The organism is Pseudooctadecabacter jejudonensis, assembly GCF_900172275.1.
GTDB classification, from domain to species: domain Bacteria; phylum Pseudomonadota; class Alphaproteobacteria; order Rhodobacterales; family Rhodobacteraceae; genus Octadecabacter; species Octadecabacter jejudonensis.
The window spans coordinates 199,417-220,733 of sequence record NZ_FWFT01000006.1; the positions used below are offsets into that span (position 1 = coordinate 199,417).

At 61.8% G+C, this 21,317-nt stretch carries 20 protein-coding genes and 1 tRNA gene; 11 read left to right on the top strand and 10 right to left on the bottom strand.

Annotated elements, in window-relative coordinates; translation table 11 throughout:
* Positions 1-5: 5 nt before the first annotated feature.
* The 4 genes from PSJ8397_RS15880 to PSJ8397_RS15895 all read right to left on the bottom strand — a co-directional run bounded on the left by PSJ8397_RS15880 (position 6) and on the right by PSJ8397_RS15895 (position 4,545).
* A complete protein-coding gene (locus tag PSJ8397_RS15880) occupies positions 6-764 on the bottom strand; it encodes an ABC transporter ATP-binding protein (RefSeq protein ID WP_085865609.1) in 759 nt (252 codons plus the stop codon).
* Positions 764-1,900, bottom strand: a complete 1,137-nt coding sequence (locus tag PSJ8397_RS15885; RefSeq protein ID WP_085865647.1) for a branched-chain amino acid ABC transporter permease — start codon at positions 1,898-1,900, stop codon at positions 764-766. The genes PSJ8397_RS15880 and PSJ8397_RS15885 overlap by 1 nt, the downstream gene beginning before the upstream one ends.
* Before the next feature lie 109 nt (positions 1,901-2,009).
* On the bottom strand, positions 2,010-3,041 hold the full coding sequence (locus PSJ8397_RS15890; RefSeq protein WP_085865610.1) for a branched-chain amino acid ABC transporter permease: 1,032 nt from the start codon (positions 3,039-3,041) through the stop codon (positions 2,010-2,012).
* Positions 3,042-3,192: 151 nt separating this feature from the next.
* Entirely contained in the window at positions 3,193-4,545 is a 1,353-nt protein-coding gene (locus tag PSJ8397_RS15895; RefSeq protein WP_085865611.1) for a substrate-binding protein, read from the bottom strand.
* A 235-nt stretch (positions 4,546-4,780) separates the two neighbouring features.
* Between PSJ8397_RS15895 and PSJ8397_RS15900 the strand changes: the two genes are divergently transcribed.
* The 5 genes from PSJ8397_RS15900 to PSJ8397_RS15920 all read left to right on the top strand — a co-directional run bounded on the left by PSJ8397_RS15900 (position 4,781) and on the right by PSJ8397_RS15920 (position 10,648).
* Positions 4,781-6,085, top strand: coding sequence for a helix-turn-helix transcriptional regulator (locus PSJ8397_RS15900; protein ID WP_085865612.1), 1,305 nt, complete (start codon positions 4,781-4,783; stop codon positions 6,083-6,085).
* Between the two features lie 104 nt (positions 6,086-6,189).
* Positions 6,190-6,558 carry a response regulator transcription factor gene (locus PSJ8397_RS15905; RefSeq protein WP_085865613.1) on the top strand — a complete coding sequence of 123 codons (369 nt, stop codon included), beginning with the start codon at positions 6,190-6,192 and terminating at the stop codon, positions 6,556-6,558.
* Entirely contained in the window at positions 6,555-6,920 is a 366-nt protein-coding gene (locus tag PSJ8397_RS15910; protein WP_235000802.1) for a hypothetical protein, read from the top strand. Before PSJ8397_RS15905 ends, PSJ8397_RS15910 begins: the two co-directional genes overlap by 4 nt.
* On the top strand, positions 6,917-9,613 hold the full coding sequence (locus PSJ8397_RS15915; RefSeq protein ID WP_085865614.1) for a sensor histidine kinase: 2,697 nt from the start codon (positions 6,917-6,919) through the stop codon (positions 9,611-9,613). Before PSJ8397_RS15910 ends, PSJ8397_RS15915 begins: the two co-directional genes overlap by 4 nt.
* Before the next feature lie 102 nt (positions 9,614-9,715).
* Positions 9,716-10,648: a FliM/FliN family flagellar motor switch protein gene (locus PSJ8397_RS15920; protein WP_159453160.1), complete on the top strand. Its 933-nt coding sequence runs from the start codon at positions 9,716-9,718 to the stop codon at positions 10,646-10,648.
* Between the two features lie 145 nt (positions 10,649-10,793).
* Here PSJ8397_RS15920 and PSJ8397_RS15925 read toward each other — a convergent pair whose 3' ends face one another.
* Positions 10,794-11,219, bottom strand: a complete 426-nt coding sequence (locus PSJ8397_RS15925; RefSeq protein ID WP_085865616.1) for a TIGR01244 family sulfur transferase — start codon at positions 11,217-11,219, stop codon at positions 10,794-10,796.
* A gap of 217 nt (positions 11,220-11,436) precedes the next feature.
* On the opposite strand from PSJ8397_RS15925, the gene PSJ8397_RS15930 reads away from it, so the two are divergent.
* Entirely contained in the window at positions 11,437-12,789 is a 1,353-nt protein-coding gene (locus PSJ8397_RS15930) for an enoyl-CoA hydratase/isomerase family protein (RefSeq protein WP_085865617.1), read from the top strand.
* Between the two features lie 11 nt (positions 12,790-12,800).
* Here the strand turns inward: PSJ8397_RS15930 and PSJ8397_RS15935 are convergent, their stop codons facing one another.
* Entirely contained in the window at positions 12,801-13,019 is a 219-nt protein-coding gene (locus PSJ8397_RS15935) for a hypothetical protein (RefSeq protein WP_085865618.1), read from the bottom strand.
* 128 nt (positions 13,020-13,147) lie between these two features.
* Here PSJ8397_RS15935 and PSJ8397_RS15940 point away from each other — a divergent pair, with 128 nt between their 5' ends.
* Positions 13,148-13,417, top strand: coding sequence for a DUF2312 domain-containing protein (locus PSJ8397_RS15940; RefSeq protein WP_085865619.1), 270 nt, complete (start codon positions 13,148-13,150; stop codon positions 13,415-13,417).
* Positions 13,418-13,539: 122 nt separating this feature from the next.
* Here PSJ8397_RS15940 and PSJ8397_RS15945 read toward each other — a convergent pair whose 3' ends face one another.
* Together PSJ8397_RS15945 and PSJ8397_RS15950 are read right to left on the bottom strand one after the other, a co-directional pair.
* Positions 13,540-14,361 carry a PhzF family phenazine biosynthesis protein gene (locus PSJ8397_RS15945; protein ID WP_085865620.1) on the bottom strand — a complete coding sequence of 274 codons (822 nt, stop codon included), beginning with the start codon at positions 14,359-14,361 and terminating at the stop codon, positions 13,540-13,542.
* Positions 14,362-14,374: 13 nt separating this feature from the next.
* Entirely contained in the window at positions 14,375-15,250 is an 876-nt protein-coding gene (locus PSJ8397_RS15950; RefSeq protein WP_085865621.1) for a hypothetical protein, read from the bottom strand.
* 146 nt (positions 15,251-15,396) lie between these two features.
* On the opposite strand from PSJ8397_RS15950, the gene PSJ8397_RS15955 reads away from it, so the two are divergent.
* Positions 15,397-15,472: transfer RNA gene (locus PSJ8397_RS15955), tRNA-Thr, on the top strand.
* A gap of 199 nt (positions 15,473-15,671) precedes the next feature.
* On the opposite strand, the gene PSJ8397_RS15960 is transcribed toward PSJ8397_RS15955, so the two are convergent.
* Together PSJ8397_RS15960 and PSJ8397_RS15965 are read right to left on the bottom strand one after the other, a co-directional pair.
* Entirely contained in the window at positions 15,672-16,427 is a 756-nt protein-coding gene (locus PSJ8397_RS15960; protein ID WP_085865622.1) for a YHYH protein, read from the bottom strand.
* A gap of 44 nt (positions 16,428-16,471) precedes the next feature.
* The gene (locus tag PSJ8397_RS15965) at positions 16,472-17,812 is read right to left on the bottom strand and encodes a patatin-like phospholipase family protein (RefSeq protein WP_085865623.1); all 1,341 of its coding nucleotides are present in this window, start codon (positions 17,810-17,812) and stop codon (positions 16,472-16,474) included.
* A 183-nt stretch (positions 17,813-17,995) separates the two neighbouring features.
* Here PSJ8397_RS15965 and PSJ8397_RS15970 point away from each other — a divergent pair, with 183 nt between their 5' ends.
* The 3 genes from PSJ8397_RS15970 to PSJ8397_RS15980 all read left to right on the top strand — a co-directional run bounded on the left by PSJ8397_RS15970 (position 17,996) and on the right by PSJ8397_RS15980 (position 20,946).
* A complete protein-coding gene (locus PSJ8397_RS15970; RefSeq protein ID WP_085865624.1) occupies positions 17,996-18,313 on the top strand; it encodes a CBU_0592 family membrane protein in 318 nt (105 codons plus the stop codon).
* Between the two features lie 18 nt (positions 18,314-18,331).
* A complete protein-coding gene (locus PSJ8397_RS15975) occupies positions 18,332-18,925 on the top strand; it encodes a LysE family translocator (RefSeq protein WP_159453161.1) in 594 nt (197 codons plus the stop codon).
* 215 nt (positions 18,926-19,140) lie between these two features.
* Positions 19,141-20,946, top strand: coding sequence for a LuxR C-terminal-related transcriptional regulator (locus PSJ8397_RS15980; RefSeq protein ID WP_085865626.1), 1,806 nt, complete (start codon positions 19,141-19,143; stop codon positions 20,944-20,946).
* Positions 20,947-21,317: the final 371 nt, after the last annotated feature.

Below are 21,317 nucleotides of genomic sequence, written 5' to 3' on the forward strand. Positions count from 1 at the left end.
CGTTGTCAGACCTGTGCCTCGCCCAAATAGGCTTCGCGCACTTTGGGGTGGCCTTTGATATTGTCGGGGATGTCTTCGACCAGTGGCGTGCCCTGGGCCAGAACGGTGATGCGTTCGGCCAGAGAGAACACAACATTCATGTCGTGTTCGATGATGGCCATGGTGATGCCCTTTTCACGGCGGATCGTTTTCAGCAGTTCGATCGTATTTTCCGTGTCCGCGCGGGCCATGCCGGCGGTGGGTTCATCCAAGAGCAGCAGACGGGGTTCCTGCACCAGGCACATCGCCATCTCAAGCCGGCGTTTGTCGCCGCGTGACATGGAGGAGGCTGTCATCTCGCGTTTGTCGAGCATGCCGACCTCATCGAGCATCTCTTCGGCCTTGGCGATCATGTCGCCTTCGTGGCGCACGCTTTGGATCGCGTGCATGCGGAAGGCGCCGTCGCGTTTGGCAAAGCACGGGATCAGCATGTTTTCCATCACCGTCAGATCCGCGAAGATCTCAGGGGTTTGGAAGACGCGGGAAATGCCCATCTGGTTGATCTCATGGGGTTGGCGGCCCAGCACGGACTGGCCGTCAAAGACCACCGACCCGCTGTCTGGGATCAGCTTGCCCACCAGCACGTTGAGGAGGGTTGATTTGCCCGCCCCGTTGGGGCCGATGATGGCGTGGCAGGTGTTTTCTGCCACATCGAGGTTGACGTCGCCCAAGGCCTGAAGACCACCGAAGCGTTTGTTGACGCCTTTGACTGTGAGGATGCCCATTAGTTGTCTCCTGCGGTTTTGTTGCGGCGGAATTTGGCGGCGATGCGTTGGCCGCCTTCGACGAGGCCACCGGGCAGGAAGATCACGACCAGCATGAACATGATGCCCAGCGTCAGGTGCCAGCCTTTGCCGATGAAGGGATAGACAAGGGAGACCATCACATCCTCAAGGCCGTCAGGCATGAAGGCGAACCATTCGTGCAGGATGTCCTTGTTGATCTTGGAGATGATGTTTTCCATGTATTTGATGAAGCCCGCGCCGAGGATGGGGCCCATCAGGGTGCCTGCGCCGCCCAGGATCGTCATGATCACGACTTCGCCTGAGGCGGTCCAGAACATGCGTTCCGGTCCCACTTGTGTGTCCATGGCGACCATCAGGCCACCGGCCAGACCGGCATACATGCCGGAGATGATGAAGGCCCAGAGGGTGTAGCGCTTTGGCGTCAGGCCTGTGTAGTTCATCCGCTGCTGGTTGGATTTCACGGCGCGCAGCATCATCCCGAAGGGGGAGCGGAAGACGCGGATCGACAGGTAGAAGGCGATCAGCATGAACACGGCGGCGATGTAGTAGCCTAGGTTGAAGGTAAAGAGCCAGTTGCCCAGGGCCAGTTCATAGGAATTGCCCATTTCGGCCCCAAAGAGGTTGGCGCGGCCGATGCTGCCGTCCGTTGGCCCGCCAAAGAGTGGCGTGTCGGTGTTCTTGATCTGCAGGCCGGTTTCACCGCCTGTGATCGGTGTGAGCACCGAATAGGCCATGGCGAACATCATCTGCGCAAAGGCCAGTGTCAGGATCGAAAAGTAGATCCCTGAGCGGCGCAGGGAGACAAAGCCCACCACGAGGCTGAACAGCCCTGCCACCACGATGGCAAAGAGGATGCCGGGGATGACATTGAGCGTGACCAGCTTCATCGACCAGATGGCCGCGTAAGAGCCCACACCCAGAAACGCGGCGTGGCCGAAGCTGAGGTAGCCCGTGAGGCCAAACAGGATGTTGAACCCGATGGCGAAGATGCCAAAGATCACGAAGCGCTGCATCAGGTCAGGATAGCCCGCGTTGAACTGCGCCATGGCGGAGCCTTCGGGGAAGGGGTTGAGGATGAAGGGCGCCAGCACCACCAGGGCGAAGACGATCAACATCAACGTGCTGTCGCGTTTTGTCAGGCCAAGGAAGCCGCCCGAGGCCGCACGCGGACGCGGTGAGGGGGCTGCGGTGGTGACGGATGGGTTTGTTTGATCGGTCATTGGATTAGTCCTCCATCACGCCTTTGCGACCCATCAGGCCACGGGGGCGGGTCAGAAGGATGATAATTGCGACAAGGTAGATGATGATTTGGTTGATGCCGGGCAGGATGTCGACAACGACGGGCATGGACGCGAAGCTTTCGAGGATGCCCAGAAGGAAGCCCGCGGCCACAGCGCCGGGCAGGGAGCCCATGCCACCGACAACCACCACCACGAAGGACAGCACCAGAAAGTCCATGCCCATGTGGTAGTTGGGGGCCACGATGGGCGCATACATCACACCAGCCAGACCGGCCACAGCGGCCGCCAGGCCAAACATGAAGGTAAAGCGTTTATCGATGTCGATGCCGAGCATCTGCACTGTCTCACGGTCGGCCATACCGGCGCGGACAACCATCCCGAAGGTGGTGAACTGCAGGAACGCAAACACGCCAGCGATGATGAGCGCGGAGAAGAAGAAGTACACCAGACGCCAGTAGGGGTACATGATCGTCAACGGATCAAACCCGAGCCAGACGCCGAAATCCAAGGACCCTGTAAAGGCCGCGGGGGCCGGGGTCTGGATCGGGTTGGCCCCGAAGAAGTACTTGATCACCTCGGCCAGAACGATCGCCAGACCGAAGGTCACGAGGATCTGGTCGGCGTGGGGCCGTTTGTAGAAATGTTTGATCAGCCCGCGTTCCATGGCAAAGCCCACGCCGATCATGATCGGGATGGAGAACAGGATGGCCAGCGGCACGTTCCAGTCGATGATCGCGGCACCCGCGGCCTCTCCGAACCAGTCGTAGACGACGGGCACGTCGCGCATCAGCGGGTTGCCCAGGAAATCTGTCTCGCCCTCGACCAGCACCTCACGTGAAATGTTGAGGATCTTGCTGAGGATAACGGCACAAAAGGCACCCAGCATGAAAAGCGCCCCGTGGGCGAAGTTCACAACACCAAGGGTGCCGAAGATGAGCGTGAGGCCAAGCGCAATCAGCGCATAGGCAGAGCCTTTATCAAGCCCGTTGAGAATTTGAACGATGATCTGGTCCATGGAGGATCTGCCTCTGGTCAGTGTCTACAGTGTGGATGCAGCGGCATCGTTCGCCCGCCAGATATGGGGGCGCGGTCGGCTGCGTGGTGGTCTTGAAATCTGTGGGGGTGGAGGGGGGCGGCGGGTGCCGCCCCTCTCCGAGGGATGCGGCTTATGCGCCGTTGTTGCATTCACCCAAGGAGGCGTCTGCGCCGCCCATCTGTGGGTGATCGGGGGCGTACATGACCTGATCGACAGGTGTGACTTCCACGATTTCCAGAAGGTCGAATTCGCTTTCTGGGTTTTCTTTACCGCGCACAACCAGAACGTCTTTGAAGCACTGGTGATCGTCGCCACGATAGAGAGTTGGGCCGTTGCCCAGACCGTCGAATTCGTAGTCCTTGAGGGCTTCTGCCACCGCACATGGGGCGAAGGAGCCTGCACGGGTGACGGCGTCTGCATACAGCAGGGTCTGCACGTAGGTGGTGTGCGCCGCCTGAGAGGGCGGGAAGCCGTACTTGGTGCCGAAGGAGCGCACGAACGCCTGAGAGCCTTCGTCCTGCAGGGACCAGTGCCAGTTTGTGGAACCGTAGATGCCCTTCACGTTGGCGCCCGCACCGCGTGCCATCAGACGCGAGTAGAGTGGAACAACGATTTCGAAGTTCTTGCCGTTGGCGACAGCGTCGCGCAGGCCGAACTGAACGGCGTTGGTCAGGGAGTTCACCATGTTCCCGCCGTAGTGGTTCAGAACCAGCACGTCCGCGCCGGAGTTCAGAACAGGCGCGATGTAGGAGGAGAAGTCCGTCTGTGTCAGCGGTGTTTTCACCGAGTTCACAGTTTCCCAACCCATGGCTTCGGTGGAGGACACGATGGCCTCTTCCGTTGTGTAGCCCCAGTTGTAGTCGGCTGTCAGGTGATAGGCCTTACGGTCGGTGCCGTAGTTTGCAGCCAACACAGGCGCAAGCGCCGCACCGGTCATGTAGGAGTTGAAGAAGTGACGGAACCCGTTGGCCTTGCGGTCCTTACCGGTTGTGTCGTTGGAGTGCGTGAGGCCTGCCATGAAGATGACGCCAGCTTCCTGACACAGGGCCTGAACGGCCACAGCCACACCGGAGGACGAGCCACCCGTGATCATGATGGCGCCGTCTTTTTCGATCATCGAACGGGCAGATGCACGTGCGGCGTCGGATTTGGTCTGCGTGTCACCGGTCACATATTTGACTTCGCGACCCAGGATACCTGTGCCGTCCAGCACTTTGGAGCTGAAGGTGTTCAGCATGCCGCCGTCGCCGCCACCGTTCAGGTGCTCAACAGCCAGCTCATAGGCGCGCAGCTCGTCTGCGCCCTCGTCGGCGTAGGGGCCGGTCTGTGGCACGTTGAAGCCCAGAACGACCTCAGAGTCGCCAGGTGCGTTGGTGAAGCCTGCGTGGCCGTCGGCGCGCAGATACTGTGGCAGAGCAAGAGCAGCGCCACCGACGGCACCGGTCTTAAGCACACCACGGCGAGTGAAGTTAGATTTTGACATATAGTCCTCCCTAAATGGTTGCGCGTCTTGGGTGGGTCGGACCTCCTCAGTCCGGCGCACGGGACGCGCACGCCTTTGCAGCGTGGCGCTAGTAAAGGGGGGCTTTGGTTCATTTCCAACGGGCGTGGGCGGGGTTTTGCCATTTTTGTAAAGACATCGACAGTGCAGTGCGGTAAATTGTAAATAACTTTACAAACCTGGCCCTGTGGCCCGTGTATTTATTAAGGATTGGTAAATGTCTGATCAGGGTGCCACAGGGACGCGGCTGCGGATGCGCCGGATGGATTTGGGGTTGCGGCAGGCCGATGTGGCGCAAAAGGCGGGCATTTCAGCGAGCTATCTGAACCTGATTGAACACAATCGGCGCAGAATCGGTGCACATTTGACGCAAAAGCTGGCGCAGGTTCTGGAGGTCGATGTCCGCGCGTTGGACGAGGGGGGGGATGAGGCGGTGTTGCAGCCGCTGCGGTCCGCGGCGGCGGATTATCCGCAGACCGGCGTGGACGGCGCCACGGCAGATGAGCTGGTGGCGCGGTTTCCGGCCTGGGCGGGGGTCGTGACGGCGCAGGCGGCACGGATCGCGCAACTGGAGGCCCGCGTGCAGGGGCTTAGCGACCGTTTGGCCCATGACACCCAGATTGCGGGATCCCTGCATGAGGTGATTTCAACGGCGACGGCGATCCGGTCCACCGCGTCCATTCTGGCAGAAACGCCGGATCTGGATGCCGGTTGGCGGGCGCGGTTTCATGGCAACATTGACACTGACAGCGCGCGGTTGGCTGAAAGTTCGCAGGCGTTGCTGGGGTTTCTGGACATGGAGATCGAGGGCGCGGGCGGGGCGCTGGCCACCCCCCTTGAGGCGGCAGAAGCCTATTTGGCAGCGCGCGGGTTTTATGTGGAGGAGGCCGAGCGGCAGGAGATGCCCGTATTCGGGCCGGAGGTGGACAGAGCCACGCGGGTCATTCTGGAGCGTTGGATTGCGCGGGCCGGACGGGATGCCGCCCTTTTGCCGCTGGACGCATTCGAACAGGCGGCGCGCGCGGTGGCCTATGATCCGGCGCGGTTGGCGGCCCGGTTTGAGGCGCCGTTGGAGGTGGTGCTGCGGCGATTGGCGCATTTGCCGCGCAAGAGCGCATCGGGGACGGATCATCCGCTGATGGGTCTGGTGGAATGTGACGCGGCGGGGGTGATCACCTATCAGCACCCTATTTTGGATTTTCGGTTGCCCCGCGCGGGGGCCGCGTGCCCGCTGTGGCCACTTTATCAGGCGTTGACCCAGCCTGGACGGGCCATTGCGCGGACGGTGCGGATGCCGGGGGCGGCGCGCACCACATTTGAATGTTTCGCGGTGGCGGGGCCGCAAGGGGCGGTGCAGTTCGCGGCGGAGCCGCGGGTTGCGGCGACCATGTTGGTGCGTCCGAAGGCCGCCGATGACGGGGCAGGGCAGGTGGGTCCGGGGTGCAGGCTGTGCCCTGTCAAAGACTGCGACAGCCGCCGCCATCCCAGCCTGTTGGGAACAGACGACACTGAACGCGGCTAGATCACCCACCCTCTTGCCCCTTTGACAGAATCTGCACCGTCCGCGATAGTCGGACACCGAACCGGTGGGAGCGGTTCGGACGGGAACATGGGAGGAATGTGACGATGGGCCGACGTGTCCTTCTGATCGAAGACGAGCCGAATATCATTGAGGCAATCAGTTATCTGCTGTCACGGGACGGATGGACGGTGCACACCCATTCGGACGGGGAAACCGCCATGGACAAAGTCCGCCAAGGCTTGCCGGAGCTGATCATTCTGGACGTGATGCTGCCGGGCCGGTCGGGCTATGATATTTTGCGCGATCTGCGGGCGGATCCCGCCACCGCGGATGTGCCCGTGATGATGCTGACCGCGCGCGGTCAGGCCCGCGACCGCGAAATGGCCCAGAGCCTTGGCGTGACGCAATTCATGACCAAGCCGTTTTCCAACGCCGATGTGCTGGAAAGCGTGCGGGCTTTGGCGGCGTCGTGACGCAGGAGACGCAGGCGGGATCTAACCCTCCGGCGGCGGACCGGTCGCGTGATCCGACCCTTGTTCCGCCCAAGCGGGTCGAGTTTCTGGACAAACCCAGCTACCGACAACGCCGTCTACGCGATGCCGCACGGGTGCTGCCGGTGTTTGGCGCCATCATGATGGTGCTGCCCTTAATGTGGCCACGCGACACCGCCGACCAGAGCCTGACAAGCAGCGGCCTGATTTACCTGTTCGTGTTGTGGGCGGTTCTGGTGGCTTTGGCCTTTGCAGTGTCACGGGTGTTGCCCGGTGACCGTGCCGGTGATGTGGCTGACAATTTGGATGACGCGGGTGCTGTTCGGCGGAGGCAGGGCGAATGATCTCGTTCAATCTGCTGATCCTCGTGTCGTTGGGCTATGTGGTGTTTTTGTTCCTTGTGGCGTTTTGGGCCGAACGGCGCGCGGCGCGGGGGCGATCGGGGTGGTTGCGGTCTTCAACCATCTACACCCTGTCGCTAAGCATCTATTGCACCGCGTGGACGTTTTACGGCGCGGTGGGCTATGCGGCGCGATCGGGGTTGGAGTTTCTGACGATCTATCTGGGCCCCACGCTGGTGATGATTGGCTGGTGGTGGTTGCTGCGCAAATTGGTGCGCATCGGGCGATCCCAGCGGGTGACGTCGATTGCCGACCTGATTTCATCACGGTTTGGCAAATCCACCGCCCTCGGCGGGATGGTGACGGTTTTGGCCATCGTCGGCACCACGCCCTACATTGCGTTGCAGCTGCAATCGGTGACCCAATCCATTGGCGTTTTCGCATTGGGCAGTGGCGTGGGGTCTGGCGGGGGCTGGCAGGCCGGGGACTTCAACGGGGCCGCCATGTGGGTGGCCATTGGGCTTGCGGTGTTCACCATCCTGTTTGGCACGCGCAATCTGGACGCCAATGAGCGCCACCACGGCATTGTGCTGGCCATCGCCGTGGAGGCGGCGGTGAAGTTGGTGGCTTTGTTGGCTGTGGGGATTTTCGTCGTTTGGGGCGTGGCTGGGGGGCTGGGGCCGACGCTCGCGTTGATTGATGCCTCTGATCTTGCGCAATGGCGGCCGGAGCCGAGCCGGTGGGTCGGGCTGATCTTCGTCTCTGGCGCTGCGTTTTTGTGCCTGCCGCGGATGTTTCAGGTTTTGGTCGTCGAAAACTCGGACGAGCGGCATTTGAGCACGGCGGGCTGGGCCTTTCCGGCGTATCTGTTGTTGATGAGCCTGTTTGTCGTGCCGATTGCGGTTGTGGGGCTGGACATGATGCCCGCAGGGGCCAACCCTGATTTGTTCGTGCTGACCTTGCCGCTGACCCAAGGCCAGAACGGGCTGGCGATTTTGGCCTTCCTGGGCGGGTTCAGTTCGGCCACGTCGATGGTGATTGTGGCGACGCTGGCCTTGGCCACGATGGTGAGCAACCACATCGTGGTGCCCAGCTGGCTGAATTCCCGGACGCCGGGGGCGGTGGTGTCGGGGGATGTGCGTGATGTTGTTGTGATTTCCCGGCGGGTGTCGATCGCGGTGATCATGGCGCTGGGCTACATCTATTACAGGCTGTCAGGGGGCGGGGCGGCCTTGGCGGCCATCGGGTTGGTGTCCTTTGCGGGGGTTATTCAGGTGCTTCCGGCGATGGTGGGCGGCGTGACCTGGCGCGGGGCCAACCGGCTGGGCGCGGGCGCGGGCCTTGTGGTGGGGTTCACCGTGTGGGGCTGGACGCAGTTTTTGCCCAGCTTTGGTGTGGATGCGGTGATTTCGCGGGCGGTGTTTGAGGCGGGCCCTTGGGGCATCCATTGGCTGCGTCCGCAGGCGCTTTTCGGGATTGAGGGGATGGATCCGCTGGTTCATGCGGTGTTTTGGTCGATGTTTTTGAACACGGGCGCTTTTGTTGTGGTGTCGATCCTGACCTTCCCCAATCCGCTTGAGCGGTTGCAGGGTGCGCAATTTGTCAATGTGTTCGATTATTCCACCGGCGCGCGGGCTTGGTCGCAATCGGCGGCCCAGGCGGAGGATCTGTTGGTTATGGCGCAGCGCATCATCGGCGGGGCCGAGGCGCAACAGCTGTTTCAGGCAGAGGCACGCGGGCAGGGCAAGGCGGGGTTTCTGCCTGATGTGACGCCTGAATTTATCGGGCGGCTGGAACGGGACTTGTCTGGATCGGTGGGGGCGGCCACGGCGCATGCGATGATTGGTCAGTTGACCGAAGGGCAGATGGTCAGCGTGGATGATTTGATTGCCGTGGCCGATGAAACGGCGCAGATCATGGAATATTCCAACCGGCTTGAGGCGAAATCAGCCGAACAGGACCGCACCGCGCGCGCCCTGCGGGAAGCCAACGAAAAGCTGACGGCGCTGTCCATCCAGAAGGACGCGTTCCTCAGCCAGATCAGCCATGAATTGCGCACGCCGATGACCTCGATCCGGTCATTTTCGGACATTCTGCGCGACGGCGAGATCGAGGACGACGCCCGCAAACGGTTTGCAGGTATCATTCATGATGAAACGAATCGACTGACGCGGTTGCTGGATGATCTGTTGGATCTGGGCGTGCTGGAAAGCGGGCAGGTGCAGTTGAATATGGGGGAAAGCCCGCTGTCGGATGTGCTGGACCGCGCGATTATGGCCACGGGGGTTGATCCGTCTGCGCTGCGGATCACGCGCCGCCCCGCCAATGAGGCGGTGACCGTGCAGACCGATTTGGAACGGCTGACACAGGTGTTCATCAATCTGATCACCAATGCGGCCAAATATGCCACCGCCGCGGCGCCTGAATTGCGGATCATCGTGCGGCAGTTGGACGGGCGTGTGATGATTGATTTCGTCGACAACGGCCCGGGCATTCCCCCCGAAAGCCAATCGATGATCTTTGAGAAATTCTCAAGGCTTGAAGACGAAGGCAAGGCAGGCGGGGCGGGTCTTGGCCTTGCGATTTGCCGCCAGATTATGGGCAATCTGGGCGGGCAGGTGGATTATTTGCCCGCCCAGGGGGGTGCGGCCTTCCGGGTGAGCCTGCCGCGCCGCATGGATGTGGCCGCGCAGTAGTATCGTTAATTTCTTTGTAAGACCTGCGCGGTAGTCATTGGGCATGATCCGGTTCTTGGCCCTTTTGAAGATGACGTGATGAACCCAGTTTTGGCCCGAAAAATGGGACAGACGGCGCCTGAGGTGGCGAAGCCTGTCGATCCGGCGTCGCCCCTGCGGCGCATCCGGCGCGCTGTGGCGCGGGCGGCGGACCGGTCTGTGTCGCTGTCTGCCACGGTGGATGATCTGCGCGAAGAAATCACCGATGTGGAAATGCTGGTTGAGGACGGGCCGCAGGGCTGGGTTGTTTTGGGCCTGCGCGATGCGACCCATGCGGGGCTGACCGGTCTTTTTCTGGTGGATCCGGTGTTGCGATCGGCACTGGTTGATATGCAGACCATGGACGCGCTGTCCCCCCCGGCTGAGGAAGAACGCAAGGTGACGCCCACCGATGCCGCCCTTGTCGTGCCCTTTGCGGATATGTTGCTGGCGCAAATGCATGAGGTCGATTTTTGCGATGGTCGGGTGGCGCTGGACGGCTTTGACGTGACCCCGATTGATGATTTGCGCACCGCCGGGTTGGTGATGATGCAAGGCATGTATCTGCGTTGGGCGATTGATCTGCATGTGGGCGGAGGTGAGATTGCAGGCAAGATCATCATTGCCGCCCGATTGAACGGCCCCGACGACCCCGCGGACACCCCGGTGAAGGATCACTGGCGTTCAGATTTTCGGGCCTCCGTCAGTGAGGCCGAGACCGAGCTTGAGGCGGTGCTGTGCACCCAGCGGATGTCGCTGCGCCATATTGAGGCGTTTGAGGTGGGGCAACTTGTCCCGTTGGCCGGTGTGACGGTTGGGTCGGTGTCTTTGGTCGGAACGGATGGGGTGCCATTGGCGATGGCGCGCCTGGGGCAGGTTGCGGGAAAACGGGCCGTCCGCATCGAACATCAAGAGCTTGAGATGGTGGATGATATGGGCCTGCCGCCCTCGGCCGCGCAGCCGGAGGACCTGACCACGATTGCCGCGCCAGAAACGGCGGATGCGACCTCTGTTTGAGGCAGCAGGGCGATCTGGGCGCCGCTTTGAAAGCGCCACGGGCAGGTGATTGCTGAGGGCCTTCGTTCATGTGGGCCCTGGTTTGCAGGGCGCCTTGTGGCGTGGGCCCGCGACGGGGGCCCGCGACGGGGGCCCTCGGCGGGGCCTACTGGCCGGACAGCTGGCTAAGGTGTGGGCGCATCATCGACAGATCGTAGCCCTGTGTTTGGGCGGTGGCGATGATATCATCAACGGCCATGTCCCCCGCCTGACCCAAGGCCCAGACGATGGTGCAGCGGGTGCCGGAGGCGCAATAGGCAAAGACCGGCCCGTTTGAGGCGTCGATGATGTCTCGTTGGGCCTGCGCCAGATCGGGGCCCAAGGTGTCGTGGGTGATGGGCAACACGACGTAGTGCAAACCGGCCTCTTTGGCGGCCTGCTCCATCACATCCGCTTGGTGGGACGGGGGAATTTCAACGCAGGGACGGTTGTTGATCAAGGTTGTATATCCGGCAGCGGCAATCGCTGCGACGTCCGCGGGGTCAATCTGCGGGGATACGGTGTAGCGGTCGGTGAGGGGGCGCATATCCATGCGCTTCTTTTAAGCGCCGTGTGCGTGTTGGTCCAGATGCCTTGGGCAGGCTGCCCTGACAGTGTCGTGAGGCGGGCCGCGCGCGCATTTTGGCCGCGCGGTTGACGAATGCGTAAGTTTGTCTTTTGTTTTCCGTCCTCTGGCGTCATTCTATTGCCAAATGGGGGCGCGTTTGGGTGCCGCCTGACCCAAGAGGGGCCCAGCAAGGGGGGACGACATGGCGCGGCGGGTACGGTTTCGGGTGCTGGAGGGCATTGCCGTCGTGACGATGGACGCAGCCCCGGTGAATGCGCTGTCCACGGATTTGCGTGCGGGGCTTTGGGCCGTTTTTCAGAAGATCGAAGAGGGCGCGCACATCAAGGCGGCCGTTCTTTTAGGCGCGGGGCGCATGTTTTCGGCAGGCGGGGACATTGGCGAATTCGGGCAGCCTGCAGGACAACCCAGCCTGCCGCAGCTGTGTGCGCGGATCGAAGGCATGGACAAACCTGTGGTTGTGGCCGCCCACGGACAGGCGTTGGGCGGCGCGTTTGAGATGATGATGGCGGCCCATTACCGCCTTGCCGCGGCGGGCACCCAGTTGGGACTGCCGGAGGTTGCATTGGGGCTGGTGCCGGGGGCCGGGGGCACCCAGCGGTTGCCTCGTTTGATCGGGCCGGAAAAGGCGTTGCAGTTGATGGTCTCCACCCGGTCGGTTGAGGCGGATGTGGCGCGGCGGATTGGCCTGTTGGATGGGATCGTGGAGGGCGATCTGGCCTCGGGTGCGGTGCGGTTTGCCGCGGCACTTGTGGCGCAGGACAAAGGTGTGCGGCGGGTGTCGCAGGACCGATCGCGGATGGCAGACGGGCGGGCCACTGCCGCCCACATTGCCACCGCACGGGCGGCGTTGAAGGATAATCCGCTGCATGCGCCCCAACGGGTGATTGATTGTGTGGAGGCCGCCGGGCTGTTGCCGTTTGAGGCGGGTCTTGCGTTTGAGGCGGACGCGTTTGAGCGCTGCGTGACCCATCCGCAATCCATCGCGCTGCGCCATATGTTCATGGCCGAAAGACGCATTGACGACGCTTTGGGAACACTGACTTCGGGCAGCTTTCGCACGGTTGACCCCATGGGCAAGGCCGCCGTGGCGCGGTTGCAAAAAGCGTTGCATGGGGCGGCGCGGTTCGTGGTGGATGCGGATATTGCCAGCGAAGCCGAGGTCGACGCGGCGCTGTCCGCCTATGGGTTCAAAAAGGTGCCCTTTGGGGGCGAGGGCGCGACGAATGGCGTGGCGGGGGACTTGGGCCTTGCGCGGCGCCTGTGCGCGGCGATGGTGGCCGAGGGCTGTGTGATGGTGGACCAAGGGGCGGTTCAGCGGCCCGCGGATGTGGATGTCTTGTCTGTGCACGGTGTGCGGTTCCCGCGCCGATTGGGCGGGCCGTTGCGCGCGGCCCAGACCGAAGGGTTGATCGCCCTGCGGCGCGACATGCGCGACTGGGCGCAAGACAGCGAAATCTGGGCGGTGCCACCGCTGCTGGATGAGGCGATCAAGCTGTCGGGGGGATTTGACGCCGTGGGCGCGCCCGCAGGCTGAGGTATCTTCTGTTATGGGGCAAGCAGAACGCCCACCACCACGCACATCAGCCCCAGCACGGACACCAGAAATGCGCCAAGGTTCAGCGGCAACACCTTTTGGATGCGCGCCTTGAGGTCTGCATCATCGGTCGCCACTTTGCGGGCTTGCCGCACGCGCAGGATGCTGAGGATGATACCCGCGATCCCGATAAGAGAAATGAGCGCGCCGATGCCGATCAGAAGTTCCATGGTCGTCCCTTTATGTGGTGGGTGGCAGGTAGCGCGCGGTGCGGCGAAATTCAACCGCTTGCCCATGGATCATGACGAGGGTAGGGAGGGGTCCGATCCTATTGCACAGATAATGAATGAGGCCTGATATGTCCGACAGCTCAACCGATATGGGTGGTGATGCCAGCTACCGCGTGACCGCAGATGAGCTGCGCCAGTTCATCGAACGGATTGAGCGGCTGGATGCGGAGAAAAAGGACATCGCAGAGCAGCAAAAGGAAGTCATGGCAGAGGCCAAGGGCCGTGGCTATGACACCAAAGTCATGCGCAAGCTGATCGCGCTGCGCAAACGTGACAGCAATGACATCGCCGAAGAAGAAGCGGTGTTGGAGATGTATAAAGAAGCCTTGGGTATGTGATCTGGGGCATGTGATCTGGGGCATGTGATCTGCCGCACGGGGTGGGGCAGCGGCGCGACCCGCGCCCCTTTGGGGCCGCGACCCGCGCCGGTCATCACAGCGCCGCGTTAAAATGTGCCCTGTTACAGCTTGACCGTGCCTTTGATGAGCACGTTGGTATGCCCGCCGATGCGCATGGCTCCTTCTGCGCTGGGGCGCACGAAGACACGACCCTGACGTCCGATTTTGGTGCCTTGTGCCACCACGTAGGGCGCATCCGCGCGGCCTTGGCTTTGAAACCAATGGGCGAGGGCGGCGTTCAGCGATCCGGTGATCGGATCCTCTTTGATGCCGAAGATCATCCCGAACATGCGGACCTCATACGCGGCCTCAGCGCCCGGATCATGGGGGGCGATCAGGCCAAGCGCCACTTTGTCGGGGTTGGCCACGGCATCGAGATCAATCGCCAGAACGTCGTCCGCATGGGTGAGTTCCAGCACATGCCACACGGGGCCATTGTCGAGGACGGCGGCCTGTGTGACGCGGGCCGGATCGAGGTTGAATTGCTGGATCAAACGGGTCTGTTGGGCCGCGTCCATGGGGGCGATGGCGGTGGGCGGCGCGATGAAGGCGGGCACGTCGCCGGTCAGATCAATCTCAACCAGGCCCACGCCGCAGTTCTGCACGATTGTGCCTGGGCGGGCGGGTGTATGGCCTGCCTCAAGCCAGCACTGGGCGGAGCCCAAGGTGGGGTGGCCTGCGAATTTCATCTCACGCGCGGGGGTGAAAATGCGCAGATCGTAATCGGCGCCCTGGGCTGTGGGCGGGCAGATGAAAGTGGTTTCGGCCAGATTCGTCCAGCGGGCGAAGGCCTGCATCTGGTCGGTTGTCAGCCCGTCCCCGTCCAGCACCACGGCCAGACCGTTGCCGCCCGTGGGGACGGTTGAAAAGACGTCGCATTGCATGAAGGGGCGGGTTTTAGGGGGCAATGAAATTCACCCCCTGCATGCGGGCGATGCGGTCCACGTCTTCGTCATACAGGCGGCTGAGGTGGGCGACGGTGGCTTGGGTCCAGCCGGGCAGATCGATTTCGTCTTCGACCTCATCCTCGACGGCGTAGCGTTCCAGAAAGGCCGCGATGATGCGGCGTTTTTGCTGTTCGGTCTGGGGCGGGTTCGCCTTGAGGTAGGCGACAAAGCGTTTCATCCCGTCGGGCGACATGATGGTGCTGAGCAGATCAAACCCGCCGGTGATGCGGGTCAGCGGGTCAACGCCCGCCAGTTCGCGGATCAGCTGCGCCCAGATCAGCGGCGTGTCTTCGTTGCACCATACGGTCAGTGCGGCGTTGGGCAGGATGGTGCGGATGCGCGCCACCAGATCGGACCAGCGCAGATCCATCGGGTCGATGCCGCGCATGAATTCGCTGTAGGTGTCGACGCCGCTGCCGTCATAGATGGCGGGAATGAAGGTGGCGGGGTTCCGGATGGCGAGGAAGATCTCAAGCTCATCATTGGGAAAGAGCCGCGCCAGACCTTCGAGTTTTTGTTCCGCGATTTCGTAGAAGATGCTGTTTTCAAAGATGCGGCGTTGAATGCACATGAATTTGGAATGGCTCATCACCAGACGGTTGCATTGTTCGTCGTCCAGAATGGCATCCAGCAGGATTTCGCGGGTGTCGGGGCCGGGCTGTGCGCTGCCAAGCGCCTGTATCGTCTCACGGATGAGGCGGCGGTATTTGCTGGGCCCGGGCACTTTGACGCCTTGCTGCGCGAATCCATCGGCATTTTTCAGCATGGATTTCAGCAGCCGGTCGTTGTCCGTGCAATTTGCGCCGATGTGAAACACGATTTGCATAAAAAAGTGGGCCTGTTTTGGGGTGGTTTGAACCTGTTGACGTCACAATATGCGCGATTGGGAACAGGTGAAACCGCTTTGCAGCGAAAACTGTCGCAACTGGGGTCTTGCACCCTTCGAAATCGTCGCTTAAACGGACGCTCAGTGCCCCTATAGCTCAGCTGGTAGAGCAACTGATTTGTAATCAGTAGGTCCGCGGTTCGAGTCCGTGTGGGGGCACCATTCAATGGTTGAGCGGCTTGTTGCTTTGCGATTGCGTTGTGTCAGCAACTACCCAGCAACCACATCCCATGAAAAACGGTAGAAGACTGTGCATATCTGGTGTGAATGTGCGCGTCTCCAATGGAACAAGGTCACCTGTCTTTGTGTCCCGCCCCGTTTGCATCGGGGCAGGACCCTACACGTCGGGCGATGCAGGCGACTAGCGGCGCCGTCCCATGAAATCCGCCGAGACGGTGCCTTTGAAGCAGCGGGGGAAGAACGGGAATGTGTCGGTGGCAAAATAGACGTAGGCACCGTTCACCATGGCACCGTTGCATTCATCCAACTGACCGGAACCTGCGACGAATTCGTAGTCTTGCACATATGTCCCGTCATAGGCCCCACCTGGGTTGGAGGGGCCGGACGGGCGGGCGCCGGATTTCAGCTGCCAAGACGGTTGGATATGATCGCCTGCGTACAGGATGGGGAAGCCGTCTGCGGCATAGCCAAAGAGGTTTTGATCCAGGTCGCGCGTCCCGTCCTTGGGGATGCCGTGGTAGTGATACAGCCCGCGCCCGTCCACATGGCCGTTTTGGGCGTCCATGGTCAAACCGCCCATGCCTTCGACATTCCAGCCCGACGCCCGGTCGCGAGAATAGCCGCGCGGGCTGGACGCATCGTAGTATTCGGCCGTGCCAGGACGCAATGGGATGCCGGAGACCGTTATTCCGGACACCAAGACATCCTGAGTGACACCGCCCGACAGCTGCGGTGCCGCTGGCATACAGAACTGGTGCGACTGGGCCACAAGGACAGCACCGGCACGCCACGGGCCGGTGTCGTGGCTGGGCACCCCGTCCGACGTGATGCACCGCTGGTCATTGGTTACGGTTATGGAGACATGGGCCTGGGCATGGGGGGCGGTCAAAATGAACGCGGCGCAGGCTGCGGCGCAGGTTGTGGCAAGTGTTTTCATAAAAGGAGCCTTCCGTTGGATGTGACGGTGATACGGGCGGGCTGTCAGTTTCCGTCGCTGGGGGGCTGTGGGGTTTCTGGCGCATCCGTTGTCTCGGTGGGCGGGGCGAAGGCGGCCGCCACGAGGGCCTCTGCGGCGGCGGTGATCAGGTCGCGATTGCAGTCGGTGATGCTCAGACGCGTGGGGATCGCCAGCAGACGCGTGGCCGGGGTGTCGTCGCCTGCGTCGCAGCGCATCCAGCCCCCTGCGGGCCAGGCTGCCCAGTCGGGGAATGTTTCGGGCGCGCGCGCGATGTCTTGGTAGCTGAAGGTTTTGACATCAAGGGTGATGCCCGCGTCTGCGGCCACCCGTTCAAGGGCATAGGTGCGCCAGACGCCGCCAAAGATGTTCAGAATATCGACGATCCGTTCCATCTGGCTGGAAAACACGCTGATGTCACGTGCCGCAATGGAGGCGGCCTGATCGAGACGTTGGCCGCCGTCGAACACGTAAAGCGTGGCGGCGGTGGCGCCGCTGGCGTGGGCGGCCTCGATCAGGGTGGCGAGGCCCGTGTTTTCGACGATACCGCCATCGCCAAGGTGCCAAAAGGTTTTGTCCTTTTCCCATTCGATGCTGGTGGGGCCGAGGTAGGGGGGAAAGGCGGCTGAGGTGGCCACGGCCAGCGACAGGCTGAGGCTTGCGGGTGAGGAGCGGGCCGTGCCGTCGGTGGAAAACGACAGCGACCGCAGTTCAGGCGGGAGGGCCCCGGGGGCGTCGGCGGCGGCGTCCGGCAGGATCGCGTTTGAAAAGACGAAGGGTTGACCGGTATCATAGCTGACGGTGTTGAAATAGTACCGCCGGTCGGTCGGCAAATCGGCAAAGGTGCGCCCTGCGAGGAAGTCCGCACGGTCGAGTTCTTCCGTCAGGGACACCAGCCTGCGCGACGGGCTGAGGATGCGCCAGGGGTGGCGGGCCTGCCGAAGATCGAGGGCGTAGAAAGACGGCGGCGCGACCTGGGCCAGGATTTGCGCCAAATAGGCGTCACATCCGGCGGTGTCCTCTGGGCCGGTGCAGCCTGTGGGCGGATGAAGGGCGAGGTAGGAGGCGGTGAAGCCGCCGCCGCTGACGCTGGAGATATGGGTGATGTCGTCCAGTGGGACTTGTGTCCGGGTGAGCGCCACAAGGCCCGCCGCAGAAAAGGCCGCAGCCCGCGCGCCACCGCCCGAAAACGCAAGGCCCACAAACGGACGATCGAGGGGGGCGGGGCCATAGTCTCTGTCATCATTGTCCGCGGCCTCAAGGTCCGAATAGGGGACGTGTATATAGAGAGGCTGTGCCAGCCCGTTGATGATGGCCAGCACAGCAAGGACCGCAGTCAGGGCCAGAACCCGTTTCAGAAACGTCATGAATGTGGCCCTTTGCCTGATGGTTTTCAGAAAGGTTCCCCAAGGTCAGCCCGATTGCAAGCAATCTTGGTCAGGGTTTCCTTACCTTGGGTCAGCTTTGGGGGGCTTATCCCCCAAATGGCAGATGCCGGTTTGGTGCGGGATTTCTACCTCCTTCGACATCACATCGAAGGAATAAGATTTATGGACCATTTCATCACCTATTTGAACGGGCTGAGCGCGGCGCAGCTGACCGGCGTGTCGGGGTTTTTCTGTTACATGCTGTCGTTTGGCGCGGTGCAGTTGGGCCGCCTTGACGGCAACAGCACGGCCTATTCGCTGTGCAACATTCTGGCGGCCAGTCTTGTGGCGGTCAGCCTGATTGAGGAGTTCAACCTGTCGTCTGCACTGATCCAAGGCAGCTGGATCACGCTTGGCCTTGTGGGGCTCAGCCTGCGGGCGGCCAAGGCCTGGGCCAGCACCCGCCGCGTTTTGAACACCACCCTTGAGCAGGAGGCCTGAGCCATGGGGTTTGCAGATATGACCACCTACTTTTTCACCCTTGTCGCTTTGTTGCTGGCACCGGGTCAGGTGATGTTGCTGACCGTGATCCGCGCCGCAGGCGGGGACGTGCGCGGGGCGCTTGTCTTTACCATGGGGGCGGCCACGGGATCTGTGCTGATTGTCAGCGCCGTGTGCTGGGGAATGAGCCTGATTTCCGCCGAAAACGCCGGGTTCATGGCCTATTCGAAATACGTGATGATCGGATATATCGCGTGGATTGCCTATGGTATGTGGACCAGGGGCGTTGATGTGGCGGGGGCGGCGGCGCCGCAGTCCGGTCTGGTGACGTCCTATATGGCGGGTCTGATCACCAACATGACGTCGCCTTACATGATGATCCTGTTCCCCCTTGTCATCCCCGAGGTGCTGGACATCACGGTGATCGAGATGCCCGATTTTCTGATTGTGGTGCTGACCACCTTGGGGGCCGAAGTGCTCAGTGCCGCAGTACTGGTGGGCTTGGCCCTGCAGATGCGCCGCCTGATCCGGTCGGCGCGGGCCACGCGCGTGTTCAACCGCTCTCTTGCAGGGTGTTTGATGGCGGGCGGCACGGCGATGGCGTTCATGTAGGGCGCTCAGGTCTTCTTTGGGTCGGGATCCCTTGAACTGGGGTCCGTTTTGGGGGGCTGTCTTCCTGAGGCCCGTGCCAAAATCCGGCCCAAAGGACACTGGGGTGTCTGTGCGACAGATGTGATGGACGTGCCGCAGCAGACACCCCGACTTTTTTCAAGTATCGTATATAGAAATCAAAGGCGGGCGGTGGTGACACGACCGGTAAGGACCAGATGACACAGAAAACCCCGATTGATCCGGATGCCATTGTTGATCAGCTTTATGACATCGCGTTGGACACGGATTCACTGTTGCCGTTTATGGAGGCGTGGAATGCGGCGGGTCTGGATGCGCAGGATGTGCGTCAGACGGTGGAGCATATCGACCAATTCGACACGGCCTATCAGGCGCACCTGACCCGGGCAGAAACTTTTTTGCGCCGTGACGCAACGCGGGGGGCGGGGCCGGATTTTGCCGCGATGCTGTCGCGGTTTCACGGGTTGGCTGCGTTTATTGTGGATGCCACGCGGTCGGTGGCTGCGACCAACGACGGGGCGCGCCATGGGTTCAGCCTTGAGGCCGGGCAGGACCTGAGCACCTTGGATCTGCCAGCTGAGGCTGTGGCGCGCCTGCGCGACGGGATTGATGCGGTGCTGGCCTCCCCTCAGCAGGGCGACAAGCTGTTGAAGATCACCTTGTCCGGGGCCACGGGCACCTTGCTGTTTCAACTGCACCGATTGGCGGTCGCCTCCGATCTGGCCGCGCCCCATGTGTTGGTGGTGACCACGCATTTTCATTGGCAGGACGGGCTGGGCCAAACCTTGGAGGAGGTGTTCGGCCTGACGCCCGCAGAACAGGGCATCGTGCGGGCGCTGGTTGAGGGGCAGAACGCCAAGACGATTTCGGCCAATCGCGGCACCTCTGAGGGGACGGTGCGGGGCCAGATCAAGACCGTGCTGGCCAAGATGAGCGCGCGGTCCCAATCAGAGGTCATTCGTCTGGTCTTGTCCTTGCGTGATTTCACGGCGCCCAAAACGCCCAAAGACGGCCCCCCCGCATTGTCCACGGCCCCCACGGGCGGCACCTGGTTGCAGGCAGAGGTGTGGAAGCCGTTCAAGACCGTGACACTGCCCGACGGGCGGCGGATGGATTACCATGACATGGGCCCCGTGACGGGCGCGCCCATTCTTTATACTCATATGGGGTATTGCATGGCCCGCTGGGCCGAACCGATGATCAAGCTGTGTTTTCAGCTGGGGCTGCGCGTGATTGTGCCCATTCGGGCGGGCTATGGTCAGTCGGACAACATGGACCCCAAGGGGGATGTGTTGGCCAGCACGCGGGACGACACGCTTTTCTTGCTGCGCTATCTGGGGATTGCGCGGCTGCCCTACGTCACTCAAGGGGGCGATTTCCTCTTCGGCATCGACATGGCGGCCCACCATCCTGAGGTGGTGTCGGAATTGGGGGGCATTTGTGCGCGGCCCAGCCTGTCGGGGGATCGGCATTATTCCACCATGGGCAAATGGCACCGGTTTTTCTTGTCCACGGGCAAACACGCGCCGCATCTGTTGAAATTCACCGTGAAGGCCGCTGTCACCATGTGCAAACGCATCGGCGTGACAGAGATGTTCATCCATATGAACAAAGGATCCAAATCTGACATGTCCTTGCTTGAGGATCCGCACATCCATGCGGTGATGATCTACAACGCCGAACTTGCCGCGTCCAAGTCCACCGATATCTCGCAGGCCTTCACGATGGAGGTCATGGCGTCGGAAAAGCCGTGGGATGATCTGATGGAGAGGGCAAAGGACACGCCCACATGGCTGATCAATGGGGCCGATGATCCGTCGACCGATCTGGCAGCGGTGGCCGAATACAAGGAGCTCTACCCCTGGCTTGAGATCGACGTGATCCCGGACGGCGGGCAGATGATGATGTTCAAACACTACGACACGATCATTCCGCGTCTGGCGGCGGCGGCCAAACGGGCGCAGACACCGCTTGATCACGCCGCGCGCGGGGCAGGGGGCTGAGCCATATCAGCGGCACATGACAGACAGGGTGTTCAGGAGGGCCCGGCGCGGGAGATTCCCTGCCGCAAGGGAAGCCACGACCGATTCAGCCCATTTCGGACAGCATCCCCCGTGAGTCTGCGGGTTTATCCACAAAAATAGGGGGAATGTGCGTATATCTTGCGGTGTGATGCAGGGCAGGGGAGGGCAAAACCGCCGAAAAACCCATGAAAAACGGGTGTTCCAAAAGAAATGCAAAAATCTTGAAAAAAGGGGTTGCGGGTGTTTGTTAGTAACCGTAGAACCCCCCTCACCGGCGGCGCTGAGAGGCGCGGACGGGGCGCCAGACGGGTCGGACGGAGCGGAAACGCAGCCAGACGGAGACGAGGCGG

Excerpts from the sequence above, each read along its gene's own strand:
- PSJ8397_RS15915 (WP_085865614.1), top strand. The coding sequence starts at position 6,917 with ATGATCTCGTTCAATCTGCTGATCCTCGTGTCGTTGGGCTATGTGGTG.
- PSJ8397_RS15930 (WP_085865617.1), top strand. The coding sequence starts at position 11,437 with ATGGCGCGGCGGGTACGGTTTCGGGTGCTGGAGGGCATTGCCGTCGTG.
- PSJ8397_RS15940 (WP_085865619.1), top strand. The coding sequence starts at position 13,148 with ATGTCCGACAGCTCAACCGATATGGGTGGTGATGCCAGCTACCGCGTG.
- PSJ8397_RS15970 (WP_085865624.1), top strand. The coding sequence starts at position 17,996 with ATGGACCATTTCATCACCTATTTGAACGGGCTGAGCGCGGCGCAGCTG.
- PSJ8397_RS15980 (WP_085865626.1), top strand. The coding sequence starts at position 19,141 with ATGACACAGAAAACCCCGATTGATCCGGATGCCATTGTTGATCAGCTT.
- PSJ8397_RS15935 (WP_085865618.1), bottom strand. The coding sequence starts at position 13,019 with ATGGAACTTCTGATCGGCATCGGCGCGCTCATTTCTCTTATCGGGATC.
- PSJ8397_RS15890 (WP_085865610.1), bottom strand. The coding sequence starts at position 3,041 with ATGGACCAGATCATCGTTCAAATTCTCAACGGGCTTGATAAAGGCTCT.
- PSJ8397_RS15895 (WP_085865611.1), bottom strand. The coding sequence starts at position 4,545 with ATGTCAAAATCTAACTTCACTCGCCGTGGTGTGCTTAAGACCGGTGCC.
- PSJ8397_RS15900 (WP_085865612.1), top strand. The coding sequence starts at position 4,781 with ATGTCTGATCAGGGTGCCACAGGGACGCGGCTGCGGATGCGCCGGATG.
- PSJ8397_RS15920 (WP_159453160.1), top strand. The coding sequence starts at position 9,716 with ATGGGACAGACGGCGCCTGAGGTGGCGAAGCCTGTCGATCCGGCGTCG.
- PSJ8397_RS15960 (WP_085865622.1), bottom strand. The coding sequence starts at position 16,427 with ATGAAAACACTTGCCACAACCTGCGCCGCAGCCTGCGCCGCGTTCATT.
- PSJ8397_RS15965 (WP_085865623.1), bottom strand. The coding sequence starts at position 17,812 with ATGACGTTTCTGAAACGGGTTCTGGCCCTGACTGCGGTCCTTGCTGTG.
- PSJ8397_RS15885 (WP_085865647.1), bottom strand. The coding sequence starts at position 1,900 with ATGTTGATCGTCTTCGCCCTGGTGGTGCTGGCGCCCTTCATCCTCAAC.
- PSJ8397_RS15925 (WP_085865616.1), bottom strand. The coding sequence starts at position 11,219 with ATGGATATGCGCCCCCTCACCGACCGCTACACCGTATCCCCGCAGATT.
- PSJ8397_RS15945 (WP_085865620.1), bottom strand. The coding sequence starts at position 14,361 with ATGCAATGCGACGTCTTTTCAACCGTCCCCACGGGCGGCAACGGTCTG.
- PSJ8397_RS15905 (WP_085865613.1), top strand. The coding sequence starts at position 6,190 with ATGGGCCGACGTGTCCTTCTGATCGAAGACGAGCCGAATATCATTGAG.
- PSJ8397_RS15975 (WP_159453161.1), top strand. The coding sequence starts at position 18,332 with ATGACCACCTACTTTTTCACCCTTGTCGCTTTGTTGCTGGCACCGGGT.
- PSJ8397_RS15880 (WP_085865609.1), bottom strand. The coding sequence starts at position 764 with ATGGGCATCCTCACAGTCAAAGGCGTCAACAAACGCTTCGGTGGTCTT.
- PSJ8397_RS15950 (WP_085865621.1), bottom strand. The coding sequence starts at position 15,250 with ATGCAAATCGTGTTTCACATCGGCGCAAATTGCACGGACAACGACCGG.